Consider the following 18,962-nt stretch of genomic DNA (forward strand, 5'->3'; position numbering starts at 1 on the left):
CCGCCGCTGCACGCCGTGACCCACGGCCGCGAGCCCCCCACGTTCGTTCCGCACGAACCGCGACCGCGCTGCCCCGGAGGAGACGGGAATGACCCTCTGCACCCCTGCCCGCACAACCAACCGGCCCCGAGTCCAGCGGCCCCACAGCCCGCCGGAGCCGCCGCGCCGCTTCCGCATCCCCGGCGCCGATCTGTCCGCCTCCGTCGCCGTCTTCCTGATCGCGCTGCCGCTCTCGCTCGGCATCGCGCTCGCCACGGGAGCCCCGCTCCAGTCCGGCCTGGTCGCCGCCGCCGCAGGCGGTCTGGTGGCCGGCCGGTTCGGCGGCTCCCCGCTCCAGGTGAGCGGCCCCGCCGCCGGTCTCACCGTGGTGACCGCCGAGCTCATCCAGCTGTACGGCTGGCGCACCACCTGCGCCATCACCGTGCTCGCCGGGCTCGTCCAGCTCGGCCTGTCCGCCCTCCGGGTGGCCCGCTCGGCACTCGCCGTCTCACCCGCGATCGTGCACGGGATGCTGGCCGGCATCGGCGTCACCATCGCACTCGCCCAGCTCCACATCGTGCTCGGCGGCACCCCGCAGAGCTCCGCCGTCGACAACGTCCTCGGCCTGCCCGCCCAGTTGGCGCACACCCACCCGGCGGCGCTCGGCATCAGCGCCCTCACCGTGGCCGTACTCCTGTGCTGGCCCCGGCTGCCCGGCCGGGCCGGGAAGCTCGTACGGAAGGTCCCGGCCGCGCTGGTCGCGGTGACCGGGGCGACGGCGGTGGCCGCGGTCGCCGGTCTCGCCGTCCCGCATGTCGACCTGCCCTCCTGGAGCAGCCACGCCCTGCCCGGCCTGCCCGAGGGCCCGGTGCTCGGCATCGCAGCCGGGGTGCTGACGATCACCCTGGTCACCAGCGTGCAGTCGCTGCTCTCCGCCGTCGCGGTCGACAAGCTGATCGCCGCCCGCCCGGACGGCGGCCGAGGCGTCCCGCGCTCCGGCCTCGACCGCGAACTCGCAGGTCAGGGCGCTGCCAACGTGGTCTCCGGGGCGCTCGGCGGGCTGCCGGTCGCCGGAGTCGCCGTCCGAAGCGTCGCCAATGTGTCGGCGGGCGCGGTGAGCCGCGCCTCCACGATGCTGCACGGCCTGTGGATCGTGCTCGCGGCCCTGCTGCTGGTGCCCGTACTCGACCTGATCCCGCTGCCCGCGCTCGCCGCCCTGGTCATGGTGGTCGGCATCCAGATGGTCAGCATCACCCACATCCGTACCGTCACCCGGCACCGCGAGGTCGTCGTCTACGCGGTGACGCTGTCCGGCGTCGTCCTCGTCGGCATCCTGGAGGGCGTCGCCCTCGGCATCGCCGTGGCCATCGCGGTCGCCCTGCACCGGCTCACCCGCACCCGGATCACCCGCGAGGAGCGGGACGGGCGCCACCTGCTGCACGTCCGGGGCCAGTTGACCTTCCTCGCCGTCCCCCGGCTGAGCCGCGCCCTGCACCAACTGCCCCACGGCTCCGATGTGGTGGTCGAGCTGGACGGCTCCTTCATGGACCACGCCGCCTACGAGACGCTGAGCGACTGGACAGCCGGGCACCTCGCCCACGGCGGCACGGTCGAGACGACCGGGCCCTCCGGTGCCCGTATCGCCGAGCCCGCCCCCGCGACCGCCTCGGCCGCCGCCGCGCACGCGTGCTGCAGGCCCTGGACCCCGTGGCACAACCACCAGTGCGGCGAGCAGCCGGCCGACCGGCCCGAGGAGGCCGTCGACACCCCTCGTACGACGGGTCTGAAGCTGGCCAGCGGCATCGGCAAGTTCCAGCGGAACACGGCCCCGCTCGTGCGGGACGAACTGGCGCGGCTCGCGAGGGAGGGCCAGACGCCCTCCCAGCTCTTCCTGACCTGCGCCGACTCCCGGCTGGTCACGAGCATGATCACGTCGAGCGGCCCGGGCGACCTCTTCACCGTGCGCAACGTCGGCAACCTCGTCCCCCTCCCCGGCGAGGAGAGCGGCGACGATTCGGTGGCGGCGGCGATCGAGTACGCCGTGGACGTGCTGCGGGTCGAGTCGATCACCGTCTGCGGCCACTCCGGCTGCGGTGCGATGCAGGCCCTTCTGAACGCCGGCCCCGACGACCCGCCGACCCCGCTCCGGCGCTGGCTGCGCCACGGCCGGCCCAGCCTGGAGCGGATGGCCAGCCGGAGACACGCCTGGGCCCGGATCTCCGGGCGGCTTCCGGCCGACGCGGTCGAGCAGCTCTGTCTGACCAACGTGGTCCAGCAGCTGGAACACCTGCGGGCGTACGAGCCGGTGGCGCGGCGGCTCGCCGAGGGCACGCTCACGCTGCACGGCGTGTACTTCCACGTGGGCGAGGCGCAGGCGTATCTGCTCTCCGGGACGGACGAGGTGCACAGCTTCGACGACGTCTTCACCCAGGTCATGCCGACGGAGCCGTTGGAAGCGGCCCACGCGTCCTGAAACGGCGCGCGCGTCCTGAAACCCGGCGTCGTCGAGACAGGGCCGCGCGTCCTGAACCTTCCGTTCCCCCCGTCCGTGAGACTGTGTGGCCCCTTCTCCCACCGCTCGGGAAGAAGGGGCCCCCGCACGTCGGACGGCTCACAGGTCTAAACCAATTGCCTGGAGGCTCTTGTCACCCGGGCCTCCGCCTGATGAGCTATGACGCGGGACACATACGCACAGAGGACGCCCTGGGAAAGGGAGATGTCGTGAGCAACGAAAGCCTGGCCAATCTGCTTCGGGAAGAGCGTCGATTTTCGCCGCCCGCCGAGCTGGCCGCGCACGCCAACGTGACGGCGGAGGCGTACGAGCAGGCCAAGGCGGACAGGCTGGGCTTCTGGGCCGAGCAGGCCAAGCGCCTGACCTGGGCCACCGAGCCGACCGAGACCCTCGACTGGTCGAACCCGCCGTTCGCCAAGTGGTTCGCGGACGGTGAGCTGAACGTCGCGTACAACTGCGTCGACCGGCACGTCGAGGCCGGGAACGGCGACCGGGTCGCCATCCACTTCGAGGGCGAGCCCGGCGACAGCCGCTCGATCACCTACGCCGAGCTCAAGGACGAGGTCTCCAAGGCGGCCAACGCCCTGACCGAGCTGGGCGTCCGGAAGGGCGACCGCGTCGCCGTCTACCTGCCGATGATCCCCGAGGCGGCCATCACGATGCTGGCCTGCGCCCGCGTCGGCGCCGCCCACTCGGTGGTCTTCGGCGGCTTCTCGGCCGACGCCGTCGCCTCCCGCATCCAGGACGCCGACGCCAAGCTGGTCGTCACCGCCGACGGCGGCTACCGCCGTGGCAAGCCGAGCGCCCTCAAGCCGGCCATCGACGAGGCCGTCGCCAAGTGCCCGCAGGTCGAGCACGTGCTCGTGGTCCGCCGTACGGGCCAGGAGACCGCCTTCACCGAGGGCCGCGACGTGTGGTGGGACGACATCGTCGCCCGCCAGTCCGCCGAGCACACCCCGGAGGCCTTCGAGGCGGAGCACCCGCTCTTCATCCTCTACACCTCCGGCACCACCGGGAAGCCGAAGGGCATCCTGCACACCTCCGGCGGCTACCTCACCCAGGCCGCGTACACCCACCACGCCGTCTTCGACCTCAAGCCGGAGAGCGACGTCTACTGGTGCACCGCCGACATCGGCTGGGTCACCGGGCACTCGTACATCGTCTACGGCCCGCTGGCCAACGGCGCGACGCAGGTCATGTACGAGGGCACCCCGGACACCCCGCACCAGGGGCGGTTCTGGGAGATCGTGCAGAAGTACGGCGTCACGATCCTCTACACGGCGCCGACCGCGATCCGCACGTTCATGAAGTGGGGCGACGACATCCCCGCGAAGTTCGACCTGTCCAGCCTCCGCGTCCTCGGCTCGGTCGGCGAGCCGATCAACCCCGAGGCCTGGGTCTGGTACCGCGAGCACATCGGCGCGAACAAGACCCCGATCGTGGACACCTGGTGGCAGACCGAGACCGGCGCGATGATGATCTCGCCGCTGCCGGGCGTCACCGAGACCAAGCCGGGCTCCGCCCAGCGCCCGCTGCCGGGCATCGCCGCGACCGTCGTCGACGACGAGGCCAACGAGGTGCCGAACGGCGGCGGTGGCTACCTGGTCCTCACCGAGCCGTGGCCGTCGATGCTCCGCACCATCTGGGGCGACGACCAGCGCTACATCGACACGTACTGGTCCCGCTTCGAGGGCAAGTACTTCGCCGGTGACGGGGCCAAGAAGGACGAGGACGGCGACATCTGGCTGCTCGGCCGGGTCGACGACGTCATGCTCGTCTCCGGTCACAACATCTCGACCACCGAGGTCGAATCGGCCCTCGTCTCGCACCCGGCCGTCGCCGAGGCGGCCGTCGTCGGCGCCGCCGACGAGACGACCGGTCAGGCCATCGTCGCCTTCGTGATCCTGCGCGGCACGGCGAGCGAGGACGAGAACCTGGTCGCCGAGCTGCGCAACCACGTCGGCGCGACCCTCGGCCCGATCGCCAAGCCGAAGCGGGTCCTGCCGGTGGCCGAGCTGCCGAAGACCCGCTCGGGCAAGATCATGCGCCGTCTGCTGCGCGACGTGGCGGAGAACCGCGAGCTGGGCGACGTCACGACCCTGACCGACTCCTCGGTCATGTCGCTCATCCAGACCCAGCTGCCGGCCGCCTCCAGCGAGGACTGAGCCCGGCCCGTACGACGCGGAACGCCCGCCCCGGTCCACTCGGGGCGGGCGTTCCGCTTGCCCTCTTCCGAAGGGACGAAAGACGCAAACATCCCTAAAGTGAATCTCGCCGGACACGCCCCACGCTCGTTAGGTAAAGTAAGGACCGCGTCAACGACGCGACAAGAAAACCTAGGTGCGCCGGGAAGTCTGGTCGGCATGTGCTCAGTCCTGCCCACCCGACCGGAGGTTTTCCCCACGTGGCCGCGCCCGCACCCACCAACCGCAAGTTCCTCGGCCGTCTCTCGCTGCCCGAGCGGCAGTACATCGCCGACGCGCTGCGCACCGAGACCGTCGGCGGCATCCTGCTCCTCGTCGCCGCCGTCGCCGCCCTCGTGTGGGCCAACACCCCGCTGAGCGACAGCTACGAAACCGTCAGCGACTTCCACATAGGACCCGCCGCCCTCGGCCTCGACCTGTCGATCCAGCACTGGGCCGCCGACGGCCTCCTCGCGGTCTTCTTCTTCGTCGCCGGCATCGAGCTCAAGCGCGAGCTCGTCGCGGGCGAACTGCGCGACCCCAAGGCCGCCGCACTCCCCGTCATCGCCGCCCTCTGCGGCATGGCCGCGCCCGCCCTCGTCTACGTCCTGGTCAATGCCGTCGGCAACGGCTCCATGGACGGCTGGGCCGTCCCCACCGCGACCGACATCGCCTTCGCGCTCGCCGTCCTCGCCGTCATCGGCACCTCGCTGCCCTCCGCCCTGCGCGCCTTCCTGCTCACCCTCGCCGTCGTCGACGACCTCTTCGCGATCCTGATCATCGCGATCTTCTTCACCAGCGACCTGAACTTCGCCGCGCTCGGCGGCGCCGTCGCCGGACTCGTCCTCTTCTGGGTGCTCCTCCGCAAGGAGGTCCGCGGCTGGTACGTGTACGTCCCGCTGGCCCTGGTCGTCTGGGGCCTGATGTACAACAGCGGCGTCCACGCCACCATCGCCGGTGTCGCCATGGGCCTGATGCTGCGCTGCACCACCCGGGAAGGCGAGAAGCACTCCCCCGGCGAGCACATCGAGCACCTCGTCCGCCCGATCTCGGCCGGCCTCGCCGTGCCCCTGTTCGCGCTCTTCTCCGCCGGGGTGAGCATCTCCGGCGGCGCGATCCACGACGTGTTCACCCAGCCCGTCACCCTCGGCGTCGTCCTCGGGCTCGTCGTCGGCAAGGCGATCGGCATCTTCGGCGGCACCTGGCTCGCCGCCCGCTTCACCAAGGCGGAACTCAACCCCGACCTGGCCTGGCCGGACGTCTTCGCCGTCGCCACCCTCGCCGGCATCGGCTTCACCGTCTCGCTGCTCATCGGGGAGCTCGCCTTCGCAGGGGACGAGGTCCTGACCGACGAGGTGAAGGCCGCGGTCCTCATCGGCTCGCTCATCGCGGCCGTCCTCGCCTCCGTCCTGCTGAAGCTGCGGGTACGGAAGTACCAGGCCCTCGTCTCCGACGAGGAGCGCGACGACGACCACGACGGCATCCCCGACATCTACGAGCAGGACAACCCGGCGTACCACCTCCGGATGGCCGAGATCTACGAGAAGAAGGCCGCCGAGCACCGCGAGCGCGCCCAACTGGCGGGGGCACCGCGCGACGGAGCCGACCGTCCGGCATGATCTGAGTCGGACTGTAGAAGAGGAGAGGGAGCAGCGATGAGCGACCCGTACGACGGAGCCGAGCGCAGCCTCGGTCAGCTGGTCGCCTCGGCGACCGCCGAGATGTCCGCGCTGGTGCACGACGAGCTCGCCCTGGCCAAGGCCGAGATCCGACAGGACGTCAAGCGCGGTGTGATCGGAAGCGCGGCCGGCATCGCGGCCGCGGTCGTGCTGCTGTTCTCGCTGCCGATGCTGAGCTTCGCGCTCGCGTACGCCATCAACACCTGGACCGGCGGGCACAACGGAAACGGGGGCTGGAACCTCGTCTGGTGCTTCCTGCTGTCCTTCGCCTTCAACGTGCTGGTCGCGGGGCTGCTCGGGCTCCTCGCGTACGCCAAGTTCAAGAAGGTCAAGCCGCCGGAGAAGTCCATCGCCTCGGCCAAGCAGACGGCCGCCGTGCTCTCCACGGTCAAGCCGCACCCGCGTCCGGAGGCGGCCAAGGCACTGGACAAGGCGCTGGACCAGTCCTCCGCTGTGGCACGCTCGTCCGTATGACCCTCCCCGAGAGCAGCAACGGCGGGCCCGTCCGGCTGGACGGGCCGTGGACCCATCGCGACGTGGCCGCCAACGGCGCCCGTTTCCACATCGCCGAGATGGGCGACGGCCCGCTGGTGCTGCTCCTGCACGGTTTCCCGCAGTTCTGGTGGACCTGGCGCCATCAGCTGCCCGTCCTCGCCGAGGCCGGTTTCCGGGCCGTCGCGATGGACCTGCGCGGGGTCGGCGGCAGCGACCGCACCCCCCGGGGTTACGACCCCGCCAACCTGGCCCTCGACGTCACCGGTGTCATCCGCTCCCTGGGCGAGCCGGACGCGGCGCTCGTCGGGCACGACCTGGGCGGCTATCTCGCCTGGACGGCGGCCGTGATGCGGCCCAAGCTGGTGCGCCGGCTCGTGGTCTCCTCGATGCCGCACCCGCGCCGCTGGCGTTCGGCGATGCTCTCCGACTTCGCCCAGTCGCGGGCCGGTTCGCACATCTGGGGCTTCCAGCGGCCGTGGCTGCCGGAGCGTCAGCTCGTCGCGGACGACGCGGAGCTCGTGGGCGAGCTGATCCGGGACTGGTCGGGGCCGCAGCCCGTCCGCCCCTCGGAGGAGGCGGCGATCGAGGTGTACCGGCGGGCGATGCTGATCCCGTCGACGGCGCACTGCTCGGTCGAGCCGTACCGCTGGATGGTCCGCTCCCTGGCCCGTCCGGACGGCATCCAGTTCAACCGGCGCATGAAGCGGCCGGTGCGGGTGCCGACGCTGCACCTGCACGGCTCCCTCGACCCGGTGATGCGGACCCGGAGCGCGGCGGGCTCGGGCGAGTACGTGGAGGCGCCGTACCGCTGGCGGCTCTTCGACGGCCTCGGTCACTTCCCGCACGAGGAGGACCCGGTGGCCTTCTCGACGGAGCTCGTCAACTGGCTGAAGGACCCCGAGCCCGACCGCTGACGACCCGGGCCCGAGCACTGAGAGCGACGCGGGCCCGAGCGCCGAGCGACCGCGAGTCCGACGGCTGACGGTCCCTCTGCCCCCTCCGGGGCGTACAGACTTCCTTCGAACGGCCATGTGCCCCGCGCATACTCCGATTGGCGGGCCCCCGGGCGGTTACCGACCTTGGGCCACGGGCAGACGTCGAAGTATGGGCTGGACGCACGACTACGGTGACACGACAGCACGCAACCGCCGCTCGGCCGCCGGGCCGGGCTCCCGCGAGGGGTCCGGACCGCCGGACCCGGGCGGAGCGCACGCCGCGCAGGGGGTGGGGATCTCGCGCATCCTCCGCCGCCGGGCCCGCTGGGTCTCGGCCCGGCTCCGACACCCCCGCGACACCCCCTAGGGAGTGTCCGACCCTGATCCGCCGGCCGGGCCCTGGAGGGCCCGGGCCTACAGAGCGCAGGCCTGGGTGTCGACCTGCTGGTCGGCGGTCATGCCGAGCTCGATGTCCTCGCGGATCTCGTCGACCGTGAGGGCGTAGCCGGTGTTCGGGTCATCGAGGGAGCGGGCGAAGATCACGCCGTACACCTTGCCCTCCGCGGTGAGGAGCGGGCCGCCGGAGTTGCCCTGGCGGACCGTCGTGTACAGCGAGTACACGTCCCTGCGCACATCGCCCCGGCGGTAGATGTCGGGCCCGTCCGCGTTGATACGGCCGCGCACGCGCGCCGAGCGGACGTCGTACGAGCCGTTCTCCGGGAATCCGGCGACGATCGCGCCGTCGCCGCTGTGGGCGTCCTCTTCGGTGAAGGTCAGCGGCGTGGCCTTGAGGTCCGGCACGTCCAGGACGGCGATGTCGCGCTGCCAGTCGTAGAGGACGACCTTGGCGTCGTAGAGCTTGCCCTCGCCGCCTATCTGGACGGTCGGCTCGTCGACGCCTCCGACGACGTGGGCGTTGGTCATGATCCGGCGGTCGGCGAAGACGAATCCGGTGCCTTCGAGGACCTTGCCGCAGCTCTGCGCGGTGCCGACGACCTTCACGATCGAGCGCTGGGCGCGGGCCGCGACCGGGCTCTCGGCGAGCGCCGGGTCGGGCGGGGTGACCGGGGTGATCGGCTCGTTGGCGAAGGGGCTGAAGACGGGCGGGAAGCCGCTGCGGGCCAGGGTGGACGTGAAGTCGTCGAACCAGCCCGACGCCTGATCCGGCATCACCTGCTCGACCCCGAGCAGGACCTTGGAGTTCCGCACCTCCTTGCCCAGGGTGGGCATGGTGGTACGGGCGAGTCCGGAGCCGATCAGCCAGGCCACGAGCAGCATCGCGACGACGTTGACCAGGGCGCCGCCGGTGGCGTCGAGGGCGCGGGCGGGTGACCAGGTGATGTGGCGGCGCAGCTTGTTGCCGAGGTGGGTGGTGAGGGCCTGGCCGACGGAGGCACAGACGATCACCACCATCACGAAGACGACCGTCGCCGTGGTCGAGACCTCGCTGTGGTCGGTCAGCTGGTCCCAGAGGATCGGCAGCAGCAGAACGGCGACGAGGCCGCCGCCGAGGAAGCCGATCACCGACAGGATGCCGACCACGAAGCCCTGGCGGTAACCGATGATCGCGAACCACACGGCGGCGAGCAGCAACAAGATGTCCAGCACGTTCACCGTCAATTGCCTCGCAGATTCGTTTCCGGTCGCCGGGGATCAGCCGGTCCGCCGGGGTTCAGCCAGTCCACCGGGTTCAGCCTGTCATGAGCGCCAGTCGAGCGGGACCTGCTTGGACCGGTCCCAGGGGCGCTCCCAGCCGGAGAAGTGCAGGAGCCGGTCGATCACCCCGGCCGTAAAACCCCAGACCACAGCGGAGGCGACCAGGAACGCGGGGCCCAGGTGGCCGCTCGGGTGGACCGTGGTCACCCGGTTCGCGGGGTCCGTGAGATCCGCCACGGGCACGGTGAAGACCCTGGCGGTCTCGCCGGGGTCGACGACTCCGACGGGGCTGGGCCTACGCCACCAGCCCAGGACCGGGGTGACGACGAAGCCGCTGACCGGGATGTAGAGCTGCGGAAGGACGCCGAAGAGCTGGACGCCCGCCGGGTCGAGTCCGGTCTCCTCCCGTGCCTCGCGCAGGGCGGCGCGCAGCAGCCCGCCGTCCGCGGGGTCGCCGTCCTCGGGGTCGAGGGCGCCGCCGGGGAAGGAGGGCTGTCCGGCGTGCGAGCGGAGGCTGCCGGCCCGCTCCATGAGCAGCAGCTCGGGACCGCGCTCTCCCTCGCCGAAGAGGACGAGGACGGCGGACTGGCGCCCGGCGCCGCTCTCGGGCGGCAGGAAGCGGCTCAGCTGCTCGGGCTCGACCGTGCGGGCGGCCCGGTCGACGGGACCGAGCCAGTCGGGCAGCCCGTCCCTGCTGAGCAGCCCGCCGGTGCCGGGCCCGTGGATCTCTTCGTCAGTGCGCGTCATTGGCACCCCCGAGTTTCACAACGCGATCGATGTACGGGTTCGTTCCCTGTGGGTCCACGCTCACGGACCGTACTCAGCCTCCGGCGCCCAGCGGCGGCGCCGGGCGGCCCGGGTAGCCGGGCGGCGGGTCGAGCCGCTGGCCGGGGAAGCCACCCATCTCGTACTTGAGCAGCTTCTTCGCCTTCTCGGGGTCGGTCTCGCCCTCGCCGTACGAGGGGCAGAGGTGGGTGATCGGGCAGGCGCCGCAGGCCGGCTTGCGGGCGTGGCAGATCCGGCGGCCGTGGAAGATCACCCGGTGCGAGAGCATCGTCCACTCGCTCTTCGGGAAGATCTCGGCGATCTCCGCCTCGATCTTCACCGGGTCCTCCTGCTCGGTCCACTTCCAGCGCCGGACGAGCCGCATGAAGTGGGTGTCGACGGTGATTCCGGGGACCCCGAAGGCGTTGCCGAGGACGACGAAGGCGGTCTTGCGGCCGACGCCCGGGAGTTTGACGAGGTCGTCGAGGCGGCCGGGGACCTCGCCGCCGAAGTCGTCCCGGAGGGCGGTGGCGAGCCCCATGATCGACTTGGTCTTGGCGCGGAAGAAGCCGGTGGGGCGGATGAGCTCCTCGACCTCCTCGGGCACGGCGGCGGCGAGGTCCTCGGGCGTGGGGTACTTCGCGAAGAGGGCCGGGGTGGTCTGGTTGACCCGCAGGTCGGTGGTCTGCGCCGAGAGGACCGTGGCGACGAGCAGCTCGAAGGGGTTGCGGAAGTCGAGCTCCGGATGGGCGTACGGAAAGACCTCGGCCAGCTCACGGTTGATCTTGCGGGCCCTGCGGACCATCGCGAGCCGCGACTCGGGCTTGGCGGGCTTCGTGGGCTTGGCAGGCTTCGCCGCCTCGGCGGACTTGGCGGGCCCGACGGGCTTCGCCGGGTCGACCGGCTTCCGATTTGCGGCTTTCGCCCGTTTCGACACGCCGCGTTCGCCCACAGCGGAATTACCTTCGGCCGACACTCTTTCAGCCCCCTTGGCCTGCGCTCTCACCGGCGAGTTGGACACCCGGCCAGCCTAGGGGCCACCACCGACATCCGCCCCGGGCGTGGCCGATCAGAGCCCAATCGGGCCCCTGACGTACGGACCGGCGGCTCGGTACGTCAAACTTGTTGTGATTGATCGCACTGTTTTGTACGTCCGGCATCATGGGACGCAGGTCCCTGAGCAGGTCGACAGTATGGAGAGAACTCGTGGACGACGTTCTGCGGCGCGCCCCGCTCTTCGCGGCGCTCGATGACGAGCAGGCTGCCGAGCTGCGCGCCTCGATGAGTGAGGCGACGCTCGCCCGTGGCGACGCGCTCTTCCACGAGGGCGACCCCGGCGACCGCCTGTACGTGGTCACCGAGGGCAAGGTGAAGCTGCACCGCACCTCCCCCGACGGCCGGGAGAACATGCTGGCCGTGCTCGGCCCCGGTGAGCTCATCGGTGAGCTGTCGCTCTTCGACCCGGGCCCGCGCACCGCGACGGCGACGGCGCTGACCGAGGTCAAGCTGCTCGGCCTGGGCCACGGCGACCTCCAGCCCTGGCTGAACGCCCGCCCCGAGGTGGCCACCGCGCTGCTGCGCGCCGTCGCCCGCCGGCTGCGCAAGACCAACGACCAGATGTCCGACCTGGTCTTCTCCGACGTCCCGGGCCGTGTCGCCCGCGCCCTCCTCGACCTGTCGCGCCGCTTCGGCGTGCAGTCGGAGGAGGGCATCCACGTCGTCCACGACCTCACCCAGGAGGAGCTGGCCCAGCTGGTCGGCGCCTCCCGCGAGACGGTCAACAAGGCGCTCGCCGACTTCGCCCAGCGCGGCTGGCTGCGCCTGGAGGCCCGCGCCGTGATCCTGCTGGACGTGGAGCGCCTCGCGAAGCGCTCGCGGTAGGCACCCGCGCGTACATCCGCGCGTACGTACGTGAAAAGGCCGCCCCGGCCGATACGGACCGGGGCGGCCTTTCGCGTGTCTCGGGAGGATCAGCGCTTGGAGCCGTCCACGATCACCGGGGCGGAGGAACCGTTCGCGCAGGGCACGGTGTAGATCGGGTTCTTCGCCGCGGCCTCCTTGAACGCGTCGATGCACTGGTTCATCAGGACCCGGTCCGTCAGCGAGTCGTTGAGGATCTTGTTGGCGCGGGCGATGCCCTCCGCCTCGATCCGGCGGCGGTCGGCCTCGGCCTTGGCCGTGCGGGCGGCCTCGGTGGCGCGCTCGGTGGCCTGCTGCTGCTGGATCTTCCGGTCGATCTGGGCCTGGAGCGAGTCCGAGGGCTTCACGTTGCGCAGGTTGACCGTGGTCACGTCGATGCCGCGCGGGGCCAGGCGCTCCTTGATCAGGGTGCCGATCTCGGCGTTGATCTTCTCGCGGTCGGAGGCGTAGCCCTGCTCGCTGCTGTAGCGGGCGAAGACGTTACGGACGATCTCGCGGCTGTCGGGGTAGACGAGCCGCTGCTGCACGGTGTCCTCGCTGCCCGCGAGCTTGTAGAGCTCCACGGCCTTGGTCGGGACGACGGCCCACTTCACCGTCACCTCGACGTACATGACGCCGCCCTGCGAGGAGCGGACCTCGACCACGTCCTTGTCGGAGAGGTTGAGGTCGACCGGGCGGGTCGAGAAGGTCGTGACGTCGGTGAAGGGCGACTTCACATGCATGCCCGAGGTCATCGGCGAGCCGACCTTGCCGAAGGCGACCGGGACACCGACCTCGTACGCGCTGATCACGTACGTCATGCTCACGATGAGCGAGAACAGGCCGGCCAGGACCGCGCCGAGGGCGCCGAACTTAAGCCCCTTGGAGTCGTTGGCTCGGCCGACGAAAAAGAGCACCACTGCGGCTATGACCAGCAGGATGGCGATGACGAACACGGGCTTCCCCCCGAGAGCTACGGCCAGATATAAGCGGAGCGTAAGACACGGGGGAAGGCCCGGAGGTTCCCGGGGTACGTCAGCGGGCTTCAGCGGGCTTGCGAGCGGGGCACCCGCCCAAGTCCCCGCCTGGGTCAAGCCCCGCCTAGACCAGGCCCCGCTCCCTCAGGTACTCCAGCTGCGCCCGTACGGACAGCTCGGCCGCCGGCCACAGCGACCGGTCCACGTCCGCGTACACATGGGCGACGACCTCCGCCGCCGTCCGGTGGCCGCTCTCGACCGCCGTCTCGACCTGGGCGAGCCGGTTCGCCCGGTGCGCGAGATAGAACTCCACGGCCCCCTGCGCGTCCTCCAGGACCGGCCCGTGGCCCGGCAGGACCGTGTGCACGCCGTCGTCGACGGTGAGCGAGCGCAGCCGCCGCAGCGAGTCCAGGTAGTCGCCGAGGCGGCCGTCCGGATGGGCCACCATCGTCGTCCCGCGCCCCAGGATCGTGTCGCCCGTCAGCACCGCCCGGTCGGCGGGCAGGTGGAAGGAGAGCGAGTCGGAGGTGTGGCCGGGCGTCGGGACCACCCGCAGCTCCAGGCCGCCGACGGTCACCACGTCCCCCGCGCCGAGCCCCTCGTCGCCGAGCCGCAGCGCCGGGTCGAGGGCCCGTACGGCCGTCCCGGTCAGCTCGGCGAAGAGCCCGGCCCCCTCCGCGTGGTCCGGGTGGCCGTGGGTCAGCAGGGTGAGCGCGACCCGCTTGCCGAGCTTCTCCGCCGTGTCGATCACATGGCGCAGATGGGACTCGTCGAGCGGGCCGGGGTCGACGACGACGGCGAGGTCGGAGCCGGGCTCCGAGAGGAGCCAGGTGTTGGTGCCGTCGAGGGTCATCGCGGACGGGTTCGGCGCGAGGACGTTCACGGCGCGGTCGGTCGCGGGCCCGGAGACCACCAGTCCGCGCGGCTGGCCGGGCAGGGCGGCGGCGTCGCTCATCGCGCGTCTCCCATCGGGATGATCTTGGTGAACTCCTCGTGCCCCGGCCAGCTCAGGACCAGCTCGTCGCCGTCCAGACGCGCCTGCGCGAGCACGGGGGCCATGTTCTGCTCCCGGGCCCCCGCGAGGGCCTCGGCGGCCGTTCCGTACGGCTCCAGGGTGCGCAGGGTCGAGATCGTCGGCGGCATCATCGTCAGCTCGCCCCGGTCGTAGCCGGCGGCGGCCTCCGCCGGGCGGATCCAGACGGTCCGGTCGGCCTCCGTGGAGGCGTTCCGGGTGCGCTGCCCGGCCGGCAGCGCGGCCACGAAGAACCAGGTGTCGTACCGGCGCTGCTCGAACTCCGGCGTGATCCAGCGGGCCCAGGCGCCGAGCAGGTCGGAGCGCACGACGAGGCCGCGCCGGTCCAGGAAGTCGGCGAAGGACAGCTCCCGGGCGACGAGCGCCTCCCGGTCCCGCTCCCACTCCTCGCCGGTCGTGTCGCCCACGACCGCTTCCTCGGTCTCCCCGGCGAGCAGGACGCCCGCCTCCTCGTACGTCTCGCGTACGGCGGCGCAGACCACCGCCTGGGCCTGTGCGGGGTCGTCGAGGCCGAGCCGGGCCGCCCAGGCCTCCAGGGAGGGTCCCGCCCAGCGCACCGGGTGCTCGTCGCGCGGGTCGACGCCACCGCCGGGGTAGGCGTACGCGCCGCCCGCGAAGGCCATCGAGGCGCGGCGGCGGAGCATGTGGACGTCGGGACCGGCGTCCCCGTCCCGCAGGAGCAGGACGGTGGCGGCGCGCCGGGGGGTCACCGGGGTGAGTTCACCGGCGGCGAGGGCGCGGATGCGGTCGGGCCACTCGGGCGGGTACCACTGACCATTCGACATGGCCGGATGCTATGCGCAAGTACTTGAATGCACGAGAGCCGGTTCTTCTGTCCGAGAAGAACCGGCTCTCGTCACGTACGTGCGTACGCGCCCGCGTGCGGTGGTGGAGGCTCAGGCCTCGACCAGCTCCACCTGGACCTCGACCTCGACCGGGGCGTCGAGCGGCAGCACGGTCACGCCGACGGCGCTGCGCGCGTGGACGCCCTTGTCGCCGAGGACCGCGCCGAGCAGCTCGCTGGCGCCGTTGATGACGCCCGGCTGGCCGGTGAAGTCGGGCGCGGAGGCGACGAAGCCGACGACCTTCACGACCCGCTTGATCCGGTCCAGGTCACCGGCGACCGACTTCACGGCCGCGAGGGCGTTCAGCGCGCAGGTGGCCGCGAGCTGCTTGGCCTCGTCGGCGGTGACCTCGCCGCCGACCTTGCCGGTCAGCTGGAGCTTGCCGTCCACGATCGGGAGCTGGCCCGAGGTGTAGACGTACACGCCCGACTGCACGGCCGGCTGGTAGGCGGCCAGCGGCGGCACGACGGCCGGCAGGGTCAGGCCGAGCTCGGCGAGCTTCGCCTCGACGGCCCCGCTCACGACTTGGCCCGCTTCAGGTAGGCCACGAGCTGCTCGGGGTTGTTCGGCCCGGGCACGACCTGGACGAGCTCCCAGCCGTCCTCGCCCCAGGTGTCCAGAATCTGCTTGGTCGCGTGCACCAGAAGCGGCACCGTGACGTACTCCCACTTGGTCATGGGCCCGACTGTATCCGCTGCCGCGGGGCGGTTCCCCGAAGCGGCCCTGAAGCTGCCCCTAGGGAGCTTCTCCGGGGCGGCCTCCTGATTGGGCGCCGCCGCCAGTGGTTAGGCTCGACAGCGTGAGCAGGCTCCAGGTCGTCAGCGGCAAGGGCGGTACCGGTAAGACGACGGTCGCCGCCGCCCTCGCGCTCGCCCTCGCGACGGAGGGCAAGCGCACCCTCCTCGTCGAGGTCGAAGGCAGACAGGGCATCGCACAGCTCTTCGAGACGGAGTCCCTTCCGTACGAGGAGCGCAAGATCGCCGTCGCCCCGGGCGGCGGGGAGGTGTACGCGCTGGCGATCGACGCCGAGCGCGCGCTCCTCGACTACCTCCAGATGTTCTACAAACTGGGCACTGCGGGGCGGGCCCTGAAGAAGCTCGGCGCGATCGACTTCGCGACGACGATAGCGCCGGGTGTACGGGACGTCCTGCTGACCGGCAAGGCGTGCGAGGCGGTCCGCCGGCGCGAGAAGCACGGCGGCCACACCTACGACCACGTGGTGATGGACGCGCCACCCACCGGCCGCATCACCCGCTTCCTCAACGTCAACGACGAGGTGGCCGGCCTGGCGAGGATCGGCCCGATACACAACCAGGCGCAGGCCGTCATGCGAGTCCTCAAGTCCCCCGAGACCGCAGTGCACTTGGTGACCCTCCTGGAGGAGATGCCGGTCCAGGAGACCGCGGACGGCATCGCGGAGCTCCGCGCGGCCGAGCTGCCGGTGGGGCGGGTCGTGGTGAACATGGTCCGGCCGCACGTCCTGGACGAGGCGGCGGTACGGGCCGCCTCCGGCGACCACCGGGAGGCGATCGCCAGGACGCTGGCCTCCGTGGGCGTCGCGGGCGGTACGACGCTGGTCGAGCCGCTCCTCGACCAGGCGTCCGAGCACGCCCGGCGGGTGGAGCTGGAGCGGACGCAGCGCGCGGTCCTGGACGACATCGGCGTCCCCTCGTACGAACTCCCCTTCCTGGGGGACGGGGCGGACATCGCGGGGCTCTACCGGCTGGCGAAGGAACTGAGGAAGCAAGGGGTGGGCGCGTGACGGAGAAGTCCCCCGACGGTCGCGGCACGAACCCGGCCCCGGCCGCCGACGGTCGCGGCACGGCCGCCGAGACGCACGGGCTCGACGCCGTTCCCGTCCTGGATCTCGACCCGCTGATCGACGACCTCGGCACCCGCATCATCGTCTGCTGCGGCGCGGGCGGGGTCGGCAAGACGACCACGGCGGCGGCGCTCGGCGTACGGGCGGCGGAGCGCGGGCGCCGGGTCGTCGTCCTGACCATCGACCCGGCCCGCCGCCTCGCCCAGTCGATGGGCATCGACTCCCTCGACAACACCCCGCGCAAGGTCGACGGAATCAAGGGCTCCGACGGCGGCGAACTCCACGCGATGATGCTGGACATGAAGCGGACCTTCGACGAGATCGTCGAGTCGCACGCGGAGCCCGACCGGGCGCGGGCGATCCTGGAGAACCCCTTCTACCAGTCCCTGTCGGCCGGATTCGCCGGCACGCAGGAGTACATGGCGATGGAGAAGCTGGGCCAGCTCCGGGCGCGCGACGAGTGGGACCTGATCGTCGTGGACACCCCCCCGTCCCGGTCCGCGCTGGACTTCCTGGACGCGCCGAAGCGGCTCGGGTCGTTCCTCGACGGGAAGTTCATCAAGCTGCTGATGGCGCCGGCGAAGGTGGGCGGGCGGGCGGGGATGAAGTTCCTGAACGTCGGCATGTCGATGATGACGGGGACCCTCGGAAAGCTGCTGGGGGGTCAGTTCCTCAAGGACGTCCAGACGTTCGTCGCGGCGATGGACACGATGTTCGGGGGTTTCCGGACCCGCGCCGACGCCACGTACAAGCTGCTCCAGGCCCCGGGCACGGCCTTCCTCGTGGTGGCCACGCCGGAGCGGGACGCGCTGCGCGAGGCCGCGTACTTCGTCGAGCGGCTGGCCGCGGAGGGGATGCCGCTGGCCGGTCTCGTCCTCAATCGCGTCCACGGCAGTGGCGCCGCCCGGCTTTCGGCCGAGCGGGCGCGGGCCGCGGCGGAAAATCTTGACGAGGGGCGGATTGTGGATCAGGGGGGCGGGAAGACTGACCGGAGTGGCTCCCCGGCCACCGCACACGAGCAGTCCGATCTCGCCACCGCCGCCGCAGCACATCCCGTACCCGAGGCTGCCCCCACAGCCGAACCGGCACAGGAAACAGACGTAAGCGACGTAGACGACGTAGAAGCAGACGACGTGGACGACGCTGACGTACGACATCTCACCGCGGGACTTCTGCGCCTGCATGCCGAGCGCATGCGGGTGCTCGCGCGTGAGCAGCGCACGCGTGACCGCTTCACCGCGCTTCACCCCGAGGTGGCGGTGACAGAAGTGGCGGCCCTGCCCGGCGATGTGCACGACCTCGCCGGGCTGCGGGCCATCGGCGACCGGCTCACGGCCGGCCGATAGGGCTCGGCTACCCCAGGTAGCCCTCGGCTACCCGACCGCGGCGTACGCCTCGTACGTCGCGTCGTCCTCGATCGCCACGGGCAGCAGGCCCGCTCCCCGCTCGTACTCCGTGCGCGCGGTCTCAAGGAGCCGACGCCACGAGGTGACGGTCGGCCTGCGGCGCAGCAGGGCGCGGCGCTCGCGCTCCGTCATGCCGCCCCACACGCCGAACTCCACGCGGTTGTCGAGGGCGTCGGCGAGGCACTCGGTCCGCACCGGGCATCCGGTGCACACCGCCTTTGCCCTGTTCTGTGCCGCTCCCTGTACGAAAAGTTCATCCGGATCGGTAGTGCGGCAGGCCGCCTGCGCACTCCAGTCAGCTACCCAGCCCATACCGGCGCCGTCCTCTCCCGAATCGAGGCTCCCCCACGGCGGCAGCGGCATATTCACCGCTGCCAGTTGGGACGTTACGGAAGGTGGGCACAGCGCAACACCCCCTTCGGGCCCAATCTTCGATGGCCCGAACGGACTATGCGTGCGCGTCAGATCACCCAGGGGAGTGATCGAAGGACATGCGTGTGATAGCGGACATATCGCCTGGATACGCCCTTCCTTGACGGTGTCACTTCGGACACCGCGTGACGCATGAGCCGGAATCGGACACGAGCTCCCCATGCTTCGGGGTCAGGGGAATTCATGCCGGAGTCACACCCGGGTCTTGATGCCAGACCACACTGCTGTGACAGTTGGGAGCAGCTTAGGCCAAGGCATATACGCGTGTCCGGCGAATGGGAACGTAGCCAGCTCACGCGGCCGCCCCACGGAGCCGGCTCCCGCGGCCTGCGGCCCGGATGTCA

General features: G+C 71.3%; 17 protein-coding genes and 1 pseudogene. 9 read left to right on the plus strand and 9 right to left on the minus strand.

Translation table 11 applies throughout. The features are described 5' to 3' along the window. Nucleotides 1–88: 88 nt before the first annotated feature. The 6 genes and pseudogenes from OG514_RS11190 to OG514_RS11215 all read left to right on the plus strand — a co-directional run bounded on the left by OG514_RS11190 (nucleotide 89) and on the right by OG514_RS11215 (nucleotide 8,150). Nucleotides 89–2,452, plus strand: coding sequence for a SulP family inorganic anion transporter (locus tag OG514_RS11190; protein WP_266893450.1), 2,364 nt, complete (start codon nucleotides 89–91; stop codon nucleotides 2,450–2,452). A 248-nt stretch (nucleotides 2,453–2,700) separates the two neighbouring features. After that, complete coding sequence (acs, locus tag OG514_RS11195) at nucleotides 2,701–4,656, plus strand: acetate--CoA ligase (protein ID WP_266893452.1); 1,956 nt, start codon at nucleotides 2,701–2,703, stop codon at nucleotides 4,654–4,656. A gap of 198 nt (nucleotides 4,657–4,854) precedes the next feature. Further along, nucleotides 4,855–6,293: pseudogene (gene nhaA / locus OG514_RS11200) on the plus strand (Na+/H+ antiporter NhaA). Between the two features lie 36 nt (nucleotides 6,294–6,329). After that, on the plus strand, nucleotides 6,330–6,827 hold the full coding sequence (locus OG514_RS11205) for a phage holin family protein (protein ID WP_266893454.1): 498 nt from the start codon (nucleotides 6,330–6,332) through the stop codon (nucleotides 6,825–6,827). Further along, nucleotides 6,824–7,762: an alpha/beta fold hydrolase gene (locus OG514_RS11210; RefSeq protein WP_266893456.1), complete on the plus strand. Its 939-nt coding sequence runs from the start codon at nucleotides 6,824–6,826 to the stop codon at nucleotides 7,760–7,762. Before OG514_RS11205 ends, OG514_RS11210 begins: the two co-directional genes overlap by 4 nt. Nucleotides 7,763–7,952: 190 nt before the next feature. After that, the gene (locus tag OG514_RS11215; protein WP_266893458.1) at nucleotides 7,953–8,150 is read left to right on the plus strand and encodes a hypothetical protein; all 198 of its coding nucleotides are present in this window, start codon (nucleotides 7,953–7,955) and stop codon (nucleotides 8,148–8,150) included. Nucleotides 8,151–8,197: 47 nt separating this feature from the next. Here OG514_RS11215 and OG514_RS11220 read toward each other — a convergent pair whose 3' ends face one another. The 3 genes from OG514_RS11220 to nth form a co-directional block, all read right to left on the minus strand. Next, nucleotides 8,198–9,397: a MarP family serine protease gene (locus tag OG514_RS11220; RefSeq protein ID WP_266893460.1), complete on the minus strand. Its 1,200-nt coding sequence runs from the start codon at nucleotides 9,395–9,397 to the stop codon at nucleotides 8,198–8,200. 84 nt (nucleotides 9,398–9,481) lie between these two features. Then, nucleotides 9,482–10,186 (minus strand): CoA pyrophosphatase, encoded by a 705-nt coding sequence (locus OG514_RS11225; protein WP_266893462.1) that lies wholly within the window; start codon nucleotides 10,184–10,186, stop codon nucleotides 9,482–9,484. A gap of 73 nt (nucleotides 10,187–10,259) precedes the next feature. After that, nucleotides 10,260–11,225 carry an endonuclease III gene (gene nth, locus OG514_RS11230; protein WP_266893464.1) on the minus strand — a complete coding sequence of 322 codons (966 nt, stop codon included), beginning with the start codon at nucleotides 11,223–11,225 and terminating at the stop codon, nucleotides 10,260–10,262. A gap of 185 nt (nucleotides 11,226–11,410) precedes the next feature. Here nth and OG514_RS11235 point away from each other — a divergent pair, with 185 nt between their 5' ends. Continuing rightward, nucleotides 11,411–12,085, plus strand: coding sequence for a Crp/Fnr family transcriptional regulator (locus OG514_RS11235; RefSeq protein WP_015034542.1), 675 nt, complete (start codon nucleotides 11,411–11,413; stop codon nucleotides 12,083–12,085). Nucleotides 12,086–12,174: 89 nt separating this feature from the next. Here OG514_RS11235 and OG514_RS11240 read toward each other — a convergent pair whose 3' ends face one another. The 5 genes from OG514_RS11240 to OG514_RS11260 form a co-directional block, all read right to left on the minus strand. Continuing rightward, nucleotides 12,175–13,059 carry a prohibitin family protein gene (locus OG514_RS11240; protein WP_266893470.1) on the minus strand — a complete coding sequence of 295 codons (885 nt, stop codon included), beginning with the start codon at nucleotides 13,057–13,059 and terminating at the stop codon, nucleotides 12,175–12,177. 145 nt (nucleotides 13,060–13,204) lie between these two features. Beyond that, nucleotides 13,205–14,035 (minus strand): MBL fold metallo-hydrolase, encoded by an 831-nt coding sequence (locus OG514_RS11245; protein ID WP_266893472.1) that lies wholly within the window; start codon nucleotides 14,033–14,035, stop codon nucleotides 13,205–13,207. Then, nucleotides 14,032–14,898, minus strand: a complete 867-nt coding sequence (locus OG514_RS11250; RefSeq protein WP_266893474.1) for an NUDIX hydrolase — start codon at nucleotides 14,896–14,898, stop codon at nucleotides 14,032–14,034. Before OG514_RS11250 ends, OG514_RS11245 begins: the two co-directional genes overlap by 4 nt. A 111-nt stretch (nucleotides 14,899–15,009) precedes the next feature. Further along, nucleotides 15,010–15,480 carry a RidA family protein gene (locus OG514_RS11255; RefSeq protein WP_266893476.1) on the minus strand — a complete coding sequence of 157 codons (471 nt, stop codon included), beginning with the start codon at nucleotides 15,478–15,480 and terminating at the stop codon, nucleotides 15,010–15,012. Beyond that, nucleotides 15,477–15,635, minus strand: coding sequence for a DUF4177 domain-containing protein (locus OG514_RS11260; RefSeq protein WP_015034547.1), 159 nt, complete (start codon nucleotides 15,633–15,635; stop codon nucleotides 15,477–15,479). The genes OG514_RS11255 and OG514_RS11260 overlap by 4 nt, the downstream gene beginning before the upstream one ends. A 122-nt stretch (nucleotides 15,636–15,757) precedes the next feature. Between OG514_RS11260 and OG514_RS11265 the strand changes: the two genes are divergently transcribed. Continuing rightward, nucleotides 15,758–16,720 (plus strand): ArsA-related P-loop ATPase, encoded by a 963-nt coding sequence (locus OG514_RS11265; protein ID WP_266893480.1) that lies wholly within the window; start codon nucleotides 15,758–15,760, stop codon nucleotides 16,718–16,720. 98 nt (nucleotides 16,721–16,818) lie between these two features. Next, a complete protein-coding gene (locus OG514_RS11270; protein ID WP_266900821.1) occupies nucleotides 16,819–18,126 on the plus strand; it encodes an ArsA family ATPase in 1,308 nt (435 codons plus the stop codon). A 27-nt stretch (nucleotides 18,127–18,153) separates the two neighbouring features. On the opposite strand, the gene OG514_RS11275 is transcribed toward OG514_RS11270, so the two are convergent. Continuing rightward, nucleotides 18,154–18,498, minus strand: coding sequence for a WhiB family transcriptional regulator (locus OG514_RS11275; RefSeq protein WP_015034550.1), 345 nt, complete (start codon nucleotides 18,496–18,498; stop codon nucleotides 18,154–18,156). Between the last annotated feature and the right edge of the window lie 464 nt (nucleotides 18,499–18,962).

Origin of the sequence: Streptomyces sp. NBC_00572 (genome assembly GCF_026341815.1) — a bacterium.
Taxonomy (GTDB): domain Bacteria; phylum Actinomycetota; class Actinomycetes; order Streptomycetales; family Streptomycetaceae; genus Streptomyces.

What these genes read in the sequence shown, in the direction of transcription:
- OG514_RS11190 (WP_266893450.1), top strand. Translation starts at nt 89, where the DNA reads ATGACCCTCTGCACCCCTGCCCGCACAACCAACCGGCCCCGAGTCCAG.
- OG514_RS11205 (WP_266893454.1), top strand. Translation starts at nt 6,330, where the DNA reads ATGAGCGACCCGTACGACGGAGCCGAGCGCAGCCTCGGTCAGCTGGTC.
- OG514_RS11210 (WP_266893456.1), top strand. Translation starts at nt 6,824, where the DNA reads ATGACCCTCCCCGAGAGCAGCAACGGCGGGCCCGTCCGGCTGGACGGG.
- OG514_RS11215 (WP_266893458.1), top strand. Translation starts at nt 7,953, where the DNA reads ATGGGCTGGACGCACGACTACGGTGACACGACAGCACGCAACCGCCGC.
- OG514_RS11225 (WP_266893462.1), bottom strand. Translation starts at nt 10,186, where the DNA reads ATGACGCGCACTGACGAAGAGATCCACGGGCCCGGCACCGGCGGGCTG.
- OG514_RS11245 (WP_266893472.1), bottom strand. Translation starts at nt 14,035, where the DNA reads ATGAGCGACGCCGCCGCCCTGCCCGGCCAGCCGCGCGGACTGGTGGTC.
- OG514_RS11250 (WP_266893474.1), bottom strand. Translation starts at nt 14,898, where the DNA reads ATGTCGAATGGTCAGTGGTACCCGCCCGAGTGGCCCGACCGCATCCGC.
- OG514_RS11260 (WP_015034547.1), bottom strand. Translation starts at nt 15,635, where the DNA reads ATGACCAAGTGGGAGTACGTCACGGTGCCGCTTCTGGTGCACGCGACC.
- OG514_RS11275 (WP_015034550.1), bottom strand. Translation starts at nt 18,498, where the DNA reads ATGGGCTGGGTAGCTGACTGGAGTGCGCAGGCGGCCTGCCGCACTACC.